The sequence below is a fragment of the Pseudomonas mandelii genome (assembly GCF_006438925.1).
GTDB classification, from domain to species: Bacteria; Pseudomonadota; Gammaproteobacteria; order Pseudomonadales; family Pseudomonadaceae; genus Aquipseudomonas; species Aquipseudomonas mandelii_C.
Genome location: NZ_RCZA01000003.1, coordinates 337,025 through 352,995, shown reverse-complemented (window position 1 = coordinate 352,995; position 15,971 = coordinate 337,025). Strand labels below are relative to the sequence as shown.

The following is a 15,971-nucleotide window of genomic DNA, read 5'->3' as shown; positions in this document are numbered from 1 at the left end:
TCATATACTCGGCCGTTCAAAATAAAAACAAGGGGGTACTGACATGGCTACGCGCGAAACCGGCAATGTGAAGTGGTTCAACGACGCCAAGGGCTACGGCTTCATTCAGCGCGAGGACGGGGTGGACGTGTTCGTGCATTACCGCGCGATTCGCGGCGAAGGGCATCGCTCGTTGGCTGAAGGCCAGCAGGTTGAATACGGCGTGGTGACCGGCGAGAAGGGTTTGCAGGCTGAGGATGTGGTGGGTTTGTAAACAACACCCTTCAGATCACACGAAACTACTGTGGGAGCGAGCCTGCTCGCGAATGCGGTGTATCAGTCGACATCAACGTTGAATGACTCACCGCATTCGCGAGCAGGCTCGCTCCCACATTTGATCGGTGTCGCCCACCGGTTTTGTGAGCGACACAAAACAGGCTTTAAGCCGTTTTCCAGGTGATTTCTTCTTCGCCATCGGCGCTGATGCGCATCCAGCGATCCGCTGTCTCTTCACCTTCTTCCTCGACCCAGCTACCCGGTGCGCAACGCACTTCGACGTTCAATGCGGCAAAGGCTGCGCGGGCGCAGGCGATGTCGTCTTCCCACGGGGTCTGGTCGCTGTCCAGGAACAGGCTGTTCCATTTGCCCACGGCTTTTGGCAACCAGGTGACCGACACGTTGCCGGCCTTGCACTTATAGGTCTGGCCTTTCTGAACCCAGTCGGTGCATGGGCCCAAAGCAGTGCCGAGCCAGGCCGCGACGGCCTTGTAGTCGACGTCGGCGTCTTTCAGGTAAATCTCGATATCGGGTTGGCGCATGGATGTCCTCACTGCGGGTCTGAAAAATCCATTCGCGGATTTAGCCGGCCTCAAGCCGTTGCTCAAGACCAAAAATTTATAGTTTATTGAAGTACGAAGTAATCGTAGCGCATTGAAACAGTGACCTCGAACGGCTCGACCTGTTCGATGACTGCCGCTCGGCGTTCAGCACTGGCGCGCCAGCCGTGAGGGGTCATGGCCAACAGGTTCGCACGGTCCTGACCCTTTTCCAGCGTCAGTTTAAATTCCAGGGTTTCACTGTGTTGCAGCGTCATGCCTTCCGGCACCAGGGCCAGATGCTTGTCGTCGGTGTATTCACGCACTTCGTCGTAAAGCCGCTCACGCAATTCCATCAGATGGCCGCTGGTCGGCCCGACTTTCATCAAACCACCGCCGGGGCTGAGCAGGCGCTTGGCTTCCTCCCAGTCCAGCGGGCTGAAGACGCTGGCGAGAAACTGGCAGCTGCCGGAGGCCAACGGCACCCGCGCCATGCTGGCGATCAACCAGGTCAACTGCGGGTTACGTTTGCAGGCGCGTTTGACGGCTTCCCGGGAAATATCCAGCGCGTAACCGTCGGCGTTCGGCAAGGCCTCGGCGATTTGCGCGGTGTAGTAACCCTCGCCACAACCGATGTCCAGCCAGCGCTGTGGCGCGTATTGCGCCGCCAGTTCGGCCAGACGCTTGGCCACCGGCGCGTAATGGCCGGCGTTCAAAAAATCGCGCCGGGCTTCGACCATCGCCAGGTTATCCCCAGGCTCGCGGCTGTTCTTGTGCTGCACCGGCAACAGGTTCAGGTAACCCTGACGCGCACGGTCGAAACGATGCCCGGCGGGGCAGGCCACGCCGTTGTCCACCGCGTTCAGCGGTTCACTGCAGATCGGGCAGGCGAGCATCAGGCGAGCAACTTGATCAGGGTCTGGTAGTAAATTTCGGTCAGCACATCGAGGTCGGCAGCCAGCACGCGCTCGTTGACCTGGTGGATCGTCGCGTTGACCGGGCCCAGTTCAACCACCTGCGTACCCATGGTCGCAATGAAGCGCCCGTCGGAGGTGCCACCGCTGGTGGAGGCTTTGGTCTCGCGACCGGTCACGTCCTTGATGCTCGACGCGACGGCATCCAGCAACGCACCCGGCTCGGTGAGGAACGGCAGACCGGACAGCGCCCAGTCGATGTGCCAGTCCAGGCCATGCTTGTCGAGGATGTCAGCGACGCGCTTTTGCAGGCCTTCGACGGTGGACTCAGTGGAAAAGCGGAAGTTGAACACCGCCACCAGATCACCCGGGATCACGTTGGTCGCGCCAGTGCCGGAGTTCACGTTGGAGATCTGGAAGCTGGTCGGCGGGAAGAAATCGTTGCCGTGGTCCCAATGCTCGGCGGCCAGTTCGGCCAGTGCCGGGGCGGCGAGGTGGATCGGGTTTTTCGCCAGGTGCGGATAGGCCACATGGCCCTGTACACCGCGCACGGTCAGCTTGGCGCCGAGGGAACCGCGACGGCCGTTCTTGACCACATCGCCCACCAGAGTGGTGCTCGACGGTTCGCCGACGATGCACCAGTCCAGACGCTCCTTACGGGCGACAAGGCGTTCGATCACCGCTTTGGTGCCGTGGTGCGCCGGGCCTTCTTCGTCGCTGGTGATCAGGAAAGCGACCTTGCCCTTGTGATCCGGATAGTCGGTGACAAAACGCTCGGCCGCCACGGTCATGGAAGCGAGGCTGCCCTTCATATCCGCCGCGCCCCGGCCGCAGAGCATGCCGTGTTCGTCGATAACTGCGTTGAACGGGTCGATTTGCCAGGCGGTCACCGGGCCGGTCGGCACCACGTCGGTGTGACCGGCAAAGCACAGCACCGGGCCGTCGTGTTTGCCGTGGGTCGCCCAGAAGTTATCCACATCTTCGATGCGCATCGGTTCCAGCGCGAAACCGGCATCGCCCAGGCGCTGCATCATCTGCTTCTGGCAATCGGCGTCGACCGGCGTCACGGACGGACGGCGGATCAGGTCGATGGCGAGTTGAAGGGTCGGCGAAAGGTCGGCGTGGGCCGTCATGGGGAACTCCGGAAGCTTAAAGTTGGGCATGGGCTAATGTGGGAGCGAGCCTGCTCGCGAATGCGGTGTGTCAGTCAACATAAACGTTGATTGTTACACCGCATTCGCGAGCAGGCTCGCTCCCACAAGGTTGGGTTTGATCGGCAAACCGTATTCTGCCAAGCCCTGCAAAATGGCGGTTATCTTAAAGCAAAACGGCGGCCATTGGCCGCCGTTTAGTACATCTGGAACGATTTAGACCGCCGGAGCCGTCTCGCCCTCGACCACCGGTTTCGGCAGCGAAGACAAGAACGCCATGATCAGCGCCGCCAGGTAAGGCAATGATTGCACGAGCAACATCGTCACCCAGAAGCGCATGTCGTTGCTCGGCAGGCCGTTCACCAGGAAAATCCCCAGCGCCGCGCTCCATAACAGCAACATGATGAACATTTCTTCGCGAGCTTCCGAAATCGCCACCCAGAAGCCGTGGTTATCGGCGTTTTTCGGGGTGCGGAAGAACGGAATGCTACTGGTGAAGAAACCGTACAGCACCGCTTTGGCGATGGTGTGCGACAACGCCAACCCTGCCAGTGCCGCGCAGAACGCATCCTTCAGGTTGACCCCCACCGCACGGCGGTAGAGGAAGATGATCTTGCCCACCTTGAACACGAACAGCGCCAATGGCGGGATCGCGAAAATCAACAACGGTGGATCGACCCGCTGCGGCACGATGATCATCGCCGCCGACCACAACAGGGCGCCGACGGTGAAGAAGATGTTCATGCCATCCGCCACCCACGGCAACCAGCCCGCGAGGAAGTGGTAACGCTGGCCACGGGTCAGCTCGGTGTCCTTGCCGCGCAACAGGCTGGCGGTGTGACGCTTGATAATCTGAATCGCTCCGTAAGCCCAGCGGAAACGCTGTTTCTTGAAGTCGATAAAGGTATCGGGCATCAGGCCTTTGCCGTAGCTGGTGTGGTAATACGCCGCTGACAAGCCTTTCTCGAACACGCGCAAACCCAACTCGGCGTCTTCACAGATGCACCAGTCAGCCCAGCCCAGTTCCTCGAGCACCGAGCGCCGGGTCATGGTCATGGTGCCGTGCTGAATGATCGCGTCACGGTCGTTACGGGTGACCATGCCGATGTGGAAGAAACCTTTGTATTCGGCGTAGCAGAGCTTCTTGAAGGTGCTTTCGTTCTGGTCGCGGTAATCCTGTGGCGATTGCACCACGGCGATTTTCGGGTCGGCGAAGTGCGGCACCATGTGCTTGAGCCAGTTCGGGTCGACGCAGTAGTCCGAGTCGATCACCGCAATCACTTCGGCATCCTTGGCGGTGTGCGGAATCAGGTAATTCAGCGCGCCACCCTTGAAGCCGGCCAATGGCGCGACGTGGAAGAACTTGAAGCGCGGGCCGAGGGTTTCGCAATAATCGCGCACCGGCTCCCAGACCGCCGGGTCCTTGGTGTTGTTGTCGATGATCAGGACTTCGAAGTCCGGATAGTCGAGGTTGGCCAGGGCGTTGAGGGTCTGTTTGACCATCTCCGGTGGCTCGTTGTAGCAAGGCACGTGAATCGAGACTTTCGGTCGGTAGTCCGAATCGCCGACCACCGGCAGGAATTCACGCCGGCGTTTGTGGGTCCAGACCGCTTCGGCCAGTTCATGCGCCTCGGTCAGCAAAACAATAAAGACCCCAAGTGCGCCGAGCGCGAGCAGGAATCCTACTGTCAGGCTGAACCAGGTGCTGTATTGCTGGCTGTAGTCGTAACCGATCCACACCAACACCGAACCGCACAGGAACGCGATAAAGGTCAGGAAGGTGCGGCCACGTTGGCGCAGGGCCGAGCCGTCGATCATCAGCAAGGTCAGGGACAGCAACGCCAGCACCGCCGAGCCGATTGCCAGCACGCGCCATTGCGGGATCGCGACCACCGGGCCTTCGAAGTTGAATTTCTGCTGGCGCGCGGCGTTGAACACGCCCCAATACGCGCCCACCGAACCTTCGTCAGTGGCCTTCCACGGCTGGTCGAAGGCTTCGATCACGAAGTAGTTGAAGCCCTGGCGATTGAGCTTGTTGACCAAGGTCCGCAGATAAATCGCCTGGTCTGCCGGCGACGCGTCGGCACCACCGCGCATACGGCCGTTGCTCGGCCAGCCGACTTCCGACAGCAGCAGCGGTTTTTTCGGGAACATCTTTTTCAGGTCACGGGCGCGGTCGAGTACGAACTGCCCGGACTGCTCCATCGGAACATGTTCCCAGTAAGGCAGGACGTGGGCGGCGATCAGGTCGACGTGCTTGGCCAGGCTCGGGTTTTCTTCCCAGACGTGCCATTGCTCGGAGGTCGTCACCGGTACTTTCACTGCCGCGCGGACGCGATCAAGGATCACGCTCAGTTCCGCGGCAGTAATTTCCTTACGGAAGATCGCCTCGTTACCGACCACGACGCGAACCACGCTGCGGGAGGTATTGGCCAGGTCAATGGCGCGCAGGATTTCACGCTCGTTGCGCGCCAGATCCGGGCTGATCCAGATACCCAGCGTCACGCGCAAACCGAATTCTTCGGCGAGCTTGGGGATATCACCCAGGCTGCCATCGACCGAGTAAGTACGGATGTTGTCCGTCAGCTTGCTCATGATCTCCAGATCGCGACGCATTTCATCGTCGGTCGGATATTGCTCTTTTTGCGGGTACTGCCCTTGCTGGAACGGCGAGTACGAAAAGCCGGAGATCTGTTCAGGCCAGTTGGGGGCGGTGACCGGGCGATTGATCAGCGCCCAGAAGCCGGTAAACAAGGCGGCGATGGCGAGCACCACGACCAGGTTGAGTCCAAATTTACGCGATGACATAGCTTTTTCGGGTTCCGGAGGCTGTGGAACGAAGGAACGGTCGGCGGCCGATTGCCAAGAGGCTGGGGGCGCGCATCCTACACCGGGCGTTCACTGACCGTACAGCGGACAGGGAAATGCCGGACGTTGGGCAATCCAACTCGGTTTAAGTTCTTTCGTTGGACCTTGTAGGTTAAATCTTGGTTCTGTGTAGCCTGATTACAGCGGTCAAGACGCCCGTTCATAGCCCAAAGATGCTCTTGGCCGCTGACGGCCCTATAATGCGCGCCGGTTTTTGGGGTAATGGTCATGAGTACAGAAGATCCGCGGTTTGCAGGCATCGCCCGTTTGTATGGCATCGACGGCCTGGAGCGTTTGCGCGCGGCCCACGTGGCGATCGTCGGCGTGGGTGGCGTCGGTTCCTGGGCGGCGGAAGCCGTCGCCCGTTGTGGCGTGGGCGAGATTTCGCTGTTCGACCTGGATGACGTCTGCGTCAGCAACGCCAACCGTCAGTTGCACGCGCTGGACAGCACCGTCGGCAAACCCAAGGTTGACGTGATGGCCGAGCGCCTTCGCGGGATCAACCCGGACTGCACCGTGCACGCGGTGGCGGACTTCGTCACCCGCGAGACCATGGCCGAATACATCACGCCGAACATCGACTGCGTCATTGATTGCATCGACAGTGTGAATGCCAAGGCGGCGCTGATTGCCTGGTGCAAGCGCCGCAAGATTCAGATCATCACTACCGGCGGTGCGGGCGGGCAGATTGATCCGACGTTGATTCAGGTGTGCGATTTGAACCGGACCTTCAATGATCCGTTGGCTTCGAAAGTGCGCTCAACCTTGCGCCGGGATTACAACTTCTCACGTACCGTGACCCGCCATTACAGCGTGCCGTGCGTGTTTTCCACCGAACAACTGCGCTACCCGAAACCGGATGGCAGCATTTGCTTGCAGAAGAGTTTTGTCGGTGAGGGTGTGAAGCTCGACTGCGCCGGAGGGTTTGGTGCGGTGATGATGGTGACGGCGACGTTTGGCATGGTCGCGGCGACCAAGGCTGTGGATAAGATTGTTGCCGGTGTGCGGCGCCCCGCGGATCGCATCAAATCTCAAGCTGAAACGTAAACCCGTGTAGGAGCTGCCGAAGGCTGCGATCTTTTGATCTTTAGCGTGACCACTGGCGCCGAAGATCAAAAGATCGCAGCCTTCGGCAGCTCCTACACGTCGCTCAGGCTCCGCATTCGCTGAAGCACGGCATTCAAGCCATTGCTGCGCGATGGTGACAATTGCCGCGCCAAGCCCAACTGATTAAACCACTCCGGCAAATCCACCTGCTGCAACTCTACAGCCGACAACCCGTTAACCCGCGCCAGCAGCAACGCCACCAGCCCGCGAATCAACCGCGCATCGCTGCTCGCGGCAAACTGCCAGTGACCGTCGTCCAGCGCGCCCACTAGCCACACCTGACTTTCGCAACCATGCACGCGGTTGGCATCGACCTTATCCACATCGCTCAACCCAGGCAGGCGGTCGCCCCACTGCATCAACAGTCGCGCCCGTTGTTCCCAACCGGCAGCCCTCTGAAAAACCTCCAGCGCCGCAACCGCATCGGCAGGCAAGTTCATCGCAACAACTCCAGCGCCTGATCCAGCGCTTCAAAGAACCGCTCCAGGTCTTCGGAGTCGTTGTACAGCGCCAATGACACCCGAATCGCCCCGGCCAGCTCAAAATGCTTGAGCAACGGCATGGCACAGTGATGACCGGCGCGCACCGCGATCCCCTGTTCGGTCAGCAAATGCGCCAAATCAGAGTTATGCACACCCTCGACGACAAAACTGGCCAGCGCCAGTTGCGGCTTGCCCAGCAACCGAATGCCGTTGCGCGCTTCAAGGCCTTTGAGCAAATAGTCATGCAGCGCTGCTTCATGGGCGCAAACCGCGTCCTGATCAAGCCCCGCAAGATAATCCAGCGTCGCCCCCAAACCAATCACACCGGCAATCGGCGGCGTACCCGCCTCAAAACCCAGTGGCGCCGGGCGGAACCTTGCGCTGTGGTAATCCGCATCCAGCACCATTTCGCCGCCGAATTGCCAGTGGCGCAGTTGCTCAAGCGCTTCATTGCGACCGAACAGCACGCCCAGCCCATCGGGGCCGTAGAGCTTGTGGCTGGAAAACACATAGAAGTCGCAGCCCAGCGCTTGCACGTCATGCCGGCCGTGAACCACGCCTTGGGCGCCATCGACCACGGTCAGCGCGTTATGCGCCTTGGCCATCGTCAAGAGGGCGGGCAACGGCTGCCAGGCGCCGAGCACGTTGGACAGCTGACTGACCGCCAGCAAACGGGTTCGCGGACCGATCAACTGCGCGGCGGCATCTAGGTCGATCAAACCGTCGGCGTCCAGTGGCAGGATCACCAGCTTCAGGTCGCGACGGTGGGCCAGTTGCTGCCACGGCAACAGATTGGCGTGATGCTCCAGGGCGCTGATGACAACTTCATCGCCCGGATTGAAAAGATGTTCCAGGCCATAAGCCAGTAGGTTCAGCGCAGAGGTTGCGCCATGGGTAAAGATGATCTGCCCGCAATCGCCGGCATTGAGCCAATGGGCGACTTTGCTGCGGCTGGCCTCGAACGCTTGGGTGGCGTGGGCGCCGGGCAGGTGTTGCGCCCGATGCACGTTGGCCGCGCCGTTGGCGTAGTAATGCGCCAGGGCATCCAGCAGGGCTTGAGGTTTTTGCGTGGTGGCGGCGTTGTCCAGATAGGTCTGGTCTTGCCGTTGCAATGCGGCGATGGCCGGAAAATCGGCGCGCCAGGGAGAGGGAATCATCATGCTATTGGGCCCTGGTGACATGGGCGGGTGTACGCCTGACCTGTAGGAACGAGCGATGCGGCGTTCCTACAGGTGATCGTTTGACGCTCTGCTTAGTTGTGAGCGTGCAGCGCTTCGTTCAGTTCGATCGCCGATTTGTGGGTTTTGCATTCCACTGCACCGGTTTCCGAATTGCGACGGAACAACAGGTCAGGTTGACCGGCCAGTTCACGCGCCTTCACGACTTTGACCAGTTTGTTGTTTTCGTCCAGCAGCGCCACTTTGGTACCAGCGGTCACGTACAGGCCCGACTCAACGGTGTTGCGATCGCCCAACGGAATGCCGATACCGGCGTTCGCGCCGATCAGGCAGCCTTCGCCGACCTTGATCACGATGTTGCCGCCGCCCGACAGGGTGCCCATGGTCGAGCAACCGCCGCCCAGGTCCGAACCCTTGCCGACGAATACGCCAGCGGAAACGCGGCCTTCGATCATGCCCGGGCCTTCAGTGCCAGCGTTGAAGTTAACAAAACCTTCGTGCATCACGGTGGTGCCTTCGCCCACGTAGGCGCCCAGACGAATACGTGCCGCGTCAGCGATACGCACGCCGGCCGGAACCACGTAGTCGGTCATTTTCGGGAACTTGTCCACCGAGAACACTTCCAGCAGCTCGCCACGCAGACGGGCTTCCAGTTGATGCTCGGCCAGTTCGGCCAGGTCGATTGCGCCCTGGCTGGTCCATGCCACGTTCGGCAGCAGAGGGAACACGCCCGCCAGGTTCAGGCCATGCGGCTTGACCAGACGATGGGACAGCAGGTGCAGCTTGAGGTAGGCCTCAGGGGTGGAGGTCAACTGAGCGTCTTCAGCCAGAATGGTCGCGACCAGCGGCTTGTGGCTCTCGGCCAGACGGGTCAGCAAGGCAGCCTGGGCAGCGTCGACGCTTTTCAGGGCTTCAGCCAGTTGCGACGCCTGAGCGGTGGTGAAGGCGATGGCCTGATTGCCTTCGGTGTAGCCCAGAACTGGCGCGATGGCAGCGACCAGTTCGGCCGAAGGGTTGAGCAGTGGCTGCGCGTAAAACACTTCCAGCCATGCGCCTTGACGGTTTTGAGTGCCGACACCAAAGGCCAGGCTGAACAGGGTAGTAGACATGTTGATACCTCTAACAAAATGGAACGGGCTGCTTACTTGAGCGCTGCCGCGTAGATATCTGGCTTGAAGCCAATCAGGGTTCGGTCACCGAGATCAAGCACCGGGCGCTTGATCATCGAGGGTTGTGCGAGCATCAGTTCGATGGCTTTCGGCTGGTCGAGATCGGCTTTGCGTTCGTCGTCGAGCTTGCGAAAGGTCGTGCCTGCACGGTTCAACACCACTTGCCAGCCGTGCTCATCGCACCATTGGGTCAGGTGTTCACGATCGATTCCGACCGTCTTGTAATCATGAAAGTCATAGCTGACAGCGTGTTCATCGAGCCAGGTGCGCGCCTTTTTCATGGTGTCGCAGGCTTTGATGCCGAAAAGGTGCAACGTTTTGCTTGAAACGGTCAAGGAATTGCCCCCTTTGCAGGTGCTGGAAATAAAAGGTGACGGATTATGCCATGACCGGACGGTTTCGCGTCGGCCGTGGTCGGTAAGCCATCACAAAAACCTGTGGGAGGGCTAGCCCGCGAAAGCGGCTCAGACGACATCATGGGGTGAATGTCAGTCCGCCTTCGCGAGCAAGCCCACTCCACGCTATTTAAAATAGAGGGTTCCACGTTGCATTGCGCAATGCGGAACATTAAGAACTCTTTGGGTGGTGATCTGTTGTTAATGACGTATTAGCGCTTCGGGTACAGAAGTTTCATAAGGCGTTTGTCTTTTTTACTGATCTTTCGGTTGATAGGGATTTCCCAATCGCCCACTGTCAGCGTGTTAGCCACCGGGTGGTGCATGATGGACTTCCTGTCGTAAGGCGTATAAATCGCTTCGATTGTATTGAAGGGCTCGAAGAGATTCCTGTCGACTTGCTCTTTGGTAAGTGGATTCATCTCTCTATTCTGGTAGAACTCATGCACTTTCGGTTTGTCCCAGGGGATATTAGCCTTGGGGTGTTGATGTTCGTGCATCGCGCCTAATGCATGTCCGAACTCATGAGTCACGATCACTTCGAAATCTTCATGTTCAGGTTTGACCCCCAGGTTCATGGTGGGCCAGTCTGGATGAATCAATAGCGCGTCAGTGCCCAGCATTGAACTGTTGTCATTGTTTTTGGTTGCGATTCGGATATCACCTTCGAGCCCCTCAACGAAATCGAAGCTCAGATTGATATGGGGCAGCCATTGGCGCGCTGCTTTGATGGTCTTCTGTTTGTGTTCATCGTCGGGGTCGTCGATAAACGCGATCTTGAGTGTGCGTCCATTTGCCCACAACTTTGAATAATTGATCAGAGAGCGCTTGCGACGAGTGCCACCGCCGGTGCCGGTGCCGGCATTCTCAGGGTTCTCTTTGATGGCGGCTTCGTAGGATTGTTGATCGTCGGGCCATTGGATAAGGGTGCAGTCTTCAATACTGTTCATTGGCTACTTCTTCCTTGAAGTGAGTTGCGTGTATACGCACGCTAATGCGCTGCATGAGAGTAAGGGGGACTCTGCAGTTCGGTGAGCTTTAATTTCGGGGGAAGTGTTACCGGTTATAAAAGTGCGCCCGCACTGCGTTGCACAGTGCGGGCGGGAGACTACTTGTTGCGGGTAATGAACGCGCGAATTCGCTCTGCGGCTTCTATGCATTCGGCCAACGGCGCGACTAAAGCCATGCGTACACGACCAGCGCCCGGATTAGCACCGTCGACGTCACGGGACAGATAAGACCCCGGCACCACAGTCACATGCTCTTCGACAAACAGGTCGCGGCAAAACGCTTCGTCATCACCGTCAACGCTGGGCCACAAGTAAAAACCACCGTCCGGGCGCTGCACATCCATCACCGGGCTGAGGATTTCCAGTACCGCATCGTATTTCTCGCGATAAAGCGCCCGGTTGGCCCGCACATGCACTTCGTCATTCCAGGCGGCGACGCTGGCCAGTTGGGTCTGAACCGGCATCGCGCAGCCGTGGTAGGTGCGGTACAGCAGGAAGCCTTTGAGAATGTCCGCATCACCGGCCACGAAGCCTGAGCGCAGGCCCGGCAGGTTGGAACGCTTGGACAGGCTGTGGAACACCACGCAACGCTTGAAGTCCTTGCGGCCCAGTTCCACGCAGGCGCTGAGCAAGCCGGCCGGCGGGGTTTGTTCGTCGAAGTACAGTTCGCTGTAGCACTCATCGGCGGCGATCACGAAGTCGTATTCGTCGGCCAGGGCAATCAGCTTCTTCAGGGTTTCAACCGGGATCAGTGCGCCGGTCGGGTTGCCTGGCGAGCACAGGAACAGGATTTGGCAGCGTTTCCAGATGTCTGGCGAAACCGCATCGAAATTCGGGTTGAAACCGTTTTCGTCCAGGCACGGCAGGTAATGCGGCTTGGCCCCGGCGAGGAACGCGGCGCCTTCGTAGATTTGATAGAACGGGTTCGGGCTGACCACCAGTGCGTCGTCGCCACGGTTGACCACGGTCTGGGTGAAGGCGAACAGCGCTTCACGAGTGCCGTTGACCGGCAGCACATTGCGCGCCGGGTCGAGCCAGCCGTGCGGGACGTTGAAACGACGTTCGCACCACGCGGCGATGGCTTCACGCAGGGCCGGGATGCCGAGGGTGGTCGGGTACACGGCCATCTTATCCAGATTGCTTGCCAGGGCTTCGGCGACAAAGCTTGGCGAACGGTGTTTCGGCTCGCCAATGGACAGCGCAATGGCACGCTTGTCCGGGTTTGGCGTGACGCTGCCGAGCAGGGCGCGGAGCTTCTCGAACGGGTAGGGCTGCAATTGGGTCAGAGCGTTGTTCATCGGTACGGGGTCTCGTTCAAAGCGGCTGAATCCTGGCGCGCGGCTAGATGCTGATGTGCGACAGTTTGATATCGGGTTCGTTTCTGACGGTCAGCTGTTCGACGATTGCATCCTGCAAGCGGCTGCACAGCAATGGGTCCGACAACGGCTGGTTGTTCGCGTCGGTTATGAAGAACACGTCTTCCACGCGCTCGCCCAGGGTGGCGATCTTGGCGTTTTGCAGTGACAGGTCGAACTCTAGAAAGATTGTGCCGATCCGCGCCAGCAGGCCGGGGCGATCCGGGGCGCTGAGCTCCAGCACTGTTACCGGGCGTTGGGCGTCGTTGTGGATCGTCACCTGTGGCGCAAACGCGAAATGCTTGAGCTGGCGCGGCACCCGACGCTGAATGATGGTCGGGTAGTCGTCCGGGTTGCGCAGGGCTTCGGTCAGGCCTTCGCGAATCTGTTTGACCCGCGCCGGGTTGTCGCCGATCGAGTCGCCGTCGGTGTCGAGCACGATGTAGGTGTCGAGGGTGAACTGGCTGCTGGAGGTGATAACCCGGGCGTCGTGAATGTTCAGGTTGAGCTGGTCCATCGCCGCCACGGTCACGGCGAAGAAGTCGTGCTGATCCGGCGCATAGATGAAGATCTGCGTGCCGCCTTCGAACTCGCGCTGGGTGGTTTCCTTGATCAGCACCAGCGGACCGCCGTCGGCCGGCTGCTGGAGGATCGCGTCACTGTGCCAGGCCACGTCGCCGGCGGTGTGGCGCAGGAAGTAGTCATCGCCCAATTGCGCCCACAGCTGCTCGACGTCGTCCGGATCGGTGCCTCCGCGCACCAGGATGTCCAAAGCGGCGCTCTGGGTCTGGCGGATCTGCTCTTCGCGGTCCACCGGGTTTTCCAGGCCGCGGCGCAAGGCTCGCTTGGTCTCGGTGTAGAGCTGGCGCAACAGACTGGCGCGCCAGGAATTCCACAGCGTCGGGTTGGTGGCGTTGATGTCGGCGACGGTCAGCACGTACAGATAATCAAGATGGGTTTCATCGCCGACGATCTGCGCGAAATCGTGGATCACCTGCGGGTCGGACAAGTCCTTGCGCTGGGCGGTGGTCGACATCAGCAAATGGTTTTGCACCAGCCAGACGATCAGGCGGCTGTCCCACACCGGCAACTGGTGTCGCTGGCAAAAGGCTTCGGCATCCACCGCGCCAATTTCCGAGTGGTCGCCATGCCGGCCCTTGCCGATGTCGTGGTACAGACCGGCCAGGTAGATCAGCTCGGGTTTGGGCAATTTGCCCATGAGCTTGCTGGCCAGCGGGAATTTTTCCGACACCTGGGTGTACTGCAACTTACGCAGATGTTTGATCAGGTTCAGGGTGTGAGCGTCGACCGTATAGATGTGAAACAGGTCGTGCTGCATCTGTCCGACGATGAAGCCGAACTCCGGCAAGTAGCGCCCGAGGATGCCGTAACGATTCATCCTTCGCAGGTTGCGGTGGATGCCGATCTTGCACTTGAACAGCTCGATAAACAGGCTGGTATTGCGGATGTCGTTGCGGAAGTCGTCGTCGATCAGGTGACGATTTTCCCGCAGCAGACGAATGGTGTCGGCGCGCACGCCTTTGATTTCCGGCTGCTGGGCCATCAGTACGAAGATTTCCAGCATGGCGAACGGTGTACGACGGAATACGTTGTCGTTGCGGGCCTCGATGTAACCGTCGTGCAGCTGGAATCGCGAGTTGATCGGCTGCGGCGGCGCTTCGTCTTCCGGCGCGAGGATGACTTCCTCGAAGTGCTGGATGATCAGGTCGCTGAGCTGGGCGATGCTCATGACCACCCGGTAATACTGCTGCATGAAGTTTTCGATGGCTTGCTTGGCATCATCGCCTTTGAAACCCAGCAGTCCGGCAATGGTGCGCTGGTGATCAAACAGCAAGCGGTCTTCGGAGCGGCCGGCGAGCATGTGCAGGGCGTAACGCACCTTCCACAGAAATTCCTGGGACGAGGCCAGCAGGGCGTTTTCGCTCTCGACCAGGAAACCTTCGCCGGCCAGGGCCCGCAGGTTCAGGGTGCCGTATTCACGACGGGCCACCCACAGAATCGTCTGAATATCCCGTAGGCCGCCGGGCGAGCCTTTGACGTTGGGTTCCAGGTTGTATTCGGTGTCGTTGTACTTGTGGTGACGAGCCTTCTGCTCGGCCCGTTTGGCCAGGAAGAAGTCCTTGCTCGGCCACATGTGCGCGGTGCTGGTGACGTCCAGCATGCGCTGGCGCAAGCGCTCGGGGCCGCAAATGGTGCGGCTTTCCATCAGGTTGGTGACGACCGTCAAGTCGGCGCGGGCTTCCTGGACGCATTCGTCGACCGAGCGAACGCTCTGGCCAACTTCAAGGCCGATGTCCCACAACAGCGTCAGAAAACGCTCGATGGAATCTCGGAAAACTTCGTGATCGGCGCTGTCCAGCAGGATCAGTAAATCGATGTCGGAATAAGGGTGCAACTCGCCGCGACCGTAGCCGCCGACCGCGACCAGCGCGATGTCGGCGTCTTCGCTCCAATTGAACTGCTCCCAGGCCTTTTGCAGGATGTTATCGACGAACCAGGCGCGATCCTCGATCAACCGGCGAATGTCGCGGCCGCTGCGAAAACGCTCGTCGAGCACCTCGCGGGCCTGGCGAATCGCTTTCTTGAAGGCCGCGATCGGGCTTGCCTTCAGGGCCAGTTCAGCCTGGAACTGGCCACGGTCGAAGAGTTCGGGATCCACCTGCGGCATCGATTGGCTTTCCTGTCTATAAGGCTGAGGAGATGCGCGCCCGGATCAGGCCGAAACGCGCGGGATGGTGTCGTCGGCGCGCAAGGTGAAGATCTCATAACCCGTTTCGGTTACCAGCAGGGTGTGTTCCCACTGTGCCGACAGCTTGCGGTCCTTGGTGATCGCGGTCCAGCCGTCGCCCAATACCTTGGTGTCGGCTTTGCCCTGGTTGATCATCGGCTCGATGGTGAAGGTCATGCCGGCTTTGAGTTCCATGCCGGTGCCGGCGCGGCCGTAGTGCAGGATCTGCGGCTCTTCGTGGAACACCTTGCCGATGCCGTGACCGCAGAATTCGCGAACCACGGAAAAACCGTTCTTTTCAGCGTGCTTCTGGATCACTTCACCGATGTCGCCCAGACGGCAGCCGGGTTTGACGATTTCGATGGCCTTGTACATGCATTCCTGGGTGATTTGCGACAGGCGCTCGGCCCAGACCGGCACGGTGCCGACGTGGAACATGCGGCTGGTGTCGCCGTGGTAGCCGTCCTTGATGACAGTCACGTCGATGTTCAGCGTGTCGCCATCCTTCAATGGCTTCTCGTTGGGAATGCCGTGGCAGACCACGTGGTTGATCGAGGTGCAGATCGACTTCGGGAAGCCTTTGTAGTTGAGCGGGGCAGGGATGGCTTTCTGCTCGTTGACGATGTAGTCGTGGCAGATGCGGTCCAGTTCTTCAGTGGTAATGCCCGGCTTGACATGTTCGGCAATCATTTCCAGCACATCGGCGGCCAGTTTGCCGGCGATGCGCATTTTTGCGATGTCCTCTGGGGTTTTGAGGGTGACGGTCATACAGGCTCTCTCTGCGCTCGATGGCGCCTTC

The 15,971-nt window shown here is 59.7% G+C and carries 14 protein-coding genes; 2 read left to right on the top strand and 12 right to left on the bottom strand.

What is annotated here, in order from left to right; all coding sequences use genetic code 11:
- Window positions 1-43 precede the first annotated feature (43 nt).
- The gene (locus tag EAH74_RS08730) at window positions 44-253 is read left to right on the top strand and encodes a cold-shock protein (protein WP_008146705.1); all 210 of its coding nucleotides are present in this window, start codon (window positions 44-46) and stop codon (window positions 251-253) included.
- A gap of 166 nt (window positions 254-419) precedes the next feature.
- Here EAH74_RS08730 and EAH74_RS08725 read toward each other — a convergent pair whose 3' ends face one another.
- From EAH74_RS08725 to EAH74_RS08710, 4 genes are all read right to left on the bottom strand, one after another.
- A complete protein-coding gene (locus EAH74_RS08725) occupies window positions 420-797 on the bottom strand; it encodes a hypothetical protein (RefSeq protein WP_074879738.1) in 378 nt (125 codons plus the stop codon).
- 83 nt (window positions 798-880) lie between these two features.
- Window positions 881-1,690, bottom strand: coding sequence for a putative RNA methyltransferase (locus tag EAH74_RS08720; RefSeq protein ID WP_140677667.1), 810 nt, complete (start codon window positions 1,688-1,690; stop codon window positions 881-883).
- On the bottom strand, window positions 1,690-2,841 hold the full coding sequence (gene dapE, locus EAH74_RS08715; RefSeq protein WP_123365795.1) for a succinyl-diaminopimelate desuccinylase: 1,152 nt from the start codon (window positions 2,839-2,841) through the stop codon (window positions 1,690-1,692). Before dapE ends, EAH74_RS08720 begins: the two co-directional genes overlap by 1 nt.
- Before the next feature lie 234 nt (window positions 2,842-3,075).
- Window positions 3,076-5,667, bottom strand: coding sequence for a glycosyltransferase (locus tag EAH74_RS08710; RefSeq protein ID WP_140677664.1), 2,592 nt, complete (start codon window positions 5,665-5,667; stop codon window positions 3,076-3,078).
- Between the two features lie 282 nt (window positions 5,668-5,949).
- On the opposite strand from EAH74_RS08710, the gene tcdA reads away from it, so the two are divergent.
- Window positions 5,950-6,774, top strand: a complete 825-nt coding sequence (tcdA, locus tag EAH74_RS08705; RefSeq protein ID WP_140677662.1) for a tRNA cyclic N6-threonylcarbamoyladenosine(37) synthase TcdA — start codon at window positions 5,950-5,952, stop codon at window positions 6,772-6,774.
- A 92-nt stretch (window positions 6,775-6,866) separates the two neighbouring features.
- Here tcdA and EAH74_RS08700 read toward each other — a convergent pair whose 3' ends face one another.
- From EAH74_RS08700 to map, 8 genes are all read right to left on the bottom strand, one after another.
- A complete protein-coding gene (locus tag EAH74_RS08700; RefSeq protein ID WP_140677661.1) occupies window positions 6,867-7,274 on the bottom strand; it encodes a SufE family protein in 408 nt (135 codons plus the stop codon).
- Window positions 7,271-8,476 carry an aminotransferase class V-fold PLP-dependent enzyme gene (locus EAH74_RS08695; protein WP_140677659.1) on the bottom strand — a complete coding sequence of 402 codons (1,206 nt, stop codon included), beginning with the start codon at window positions 8,474-8,476 and terminating at the stop codon, window positions 7,271-7,273. The genes EAH74_RS08700 and EAH74_RS08695 overlap by 4 nt, the downstream gene beginning before the upstream one ends.
- A 92-nt stretch (window positions 8,477-8,568) precedes the next feature.
- On the bottom strand, window positions 8,569-9,603 hold the full coding sequence (gene dapD, locus EAH74_RS08690) for a 2,3,4,5-tetrahydropyridine-2,6-dicarboxylate N-succinyltransferase (RefSeq protein WP_123365799.1): 1,035 nt from the start codon (window positions 9,601-9,603) through the stop codon (window positions 8,569-8,571).
- Between the two features lie 32 nt (window positions 9,604-9,635).
- Entirely contained in the window at window positions 9,636-9,998 is a 363-nt protein-coding gene (locus EAH74_RS08685) for an ArsC family reductase (RefSeq protein WP_207203057.1), read from the bottom strand.
- 272 nt (window positions 9,999-10,270) lie between these two features.
- On the bottom strand, window positions 10,271-11,008 hold the full coding sequence (locus EAH74_RS08680; protein ID WP_140677655.1) for a M12 family metallopeptidase: 738 nt from the start codon (window positions 11,006-11,008) through the stop codon (window positions 10,271-10,273).
- A 158-nt stretch (window positions 11,009-11,166) separates the two neighbouring features.
- The gene (gene dapC / locus EAH74_RS08675; protein ID WP_140677653.1) at window positions 11,167-12,366 is read right to left on the bottom strand and encodes a succinyldiaminopimelate transaminase; all 1,200 of its coding nucleotides are present in this window, start codon (window positions 12,364-12,366) and stop codon (window positions 11,167-11,169) included.
- A gap of 43 nt (window positions 12,367-12,409) precedes the next feature.
- Window positions 12,410-15,112, bottom strand: a complete 2,703-nt coding sequence (locus EAH74_RS08670) for a [protein-PII] uridylyltransferase (RefSeq protein WP_123365850.1) — start codon at window positions 15,110-15,112, stop codon at window positions 12,410-12,412.
- 45 nt (window positions 15,113-15,157) lie between these two features.
- Window positions 15,158-15,940, bottom strand: a complete 783-nt coding sequence (map, locus tag EAH74_RS08665) for a type I methionyl aminopeptidase (protein ID WP_123365851.1) — start codon at window positions 15,938-15,940, stop codon at window positions 15,158-15,160.
- Between the last annotated feature and the right edge of the window lie 31 nt (window positions 15,941-15,971).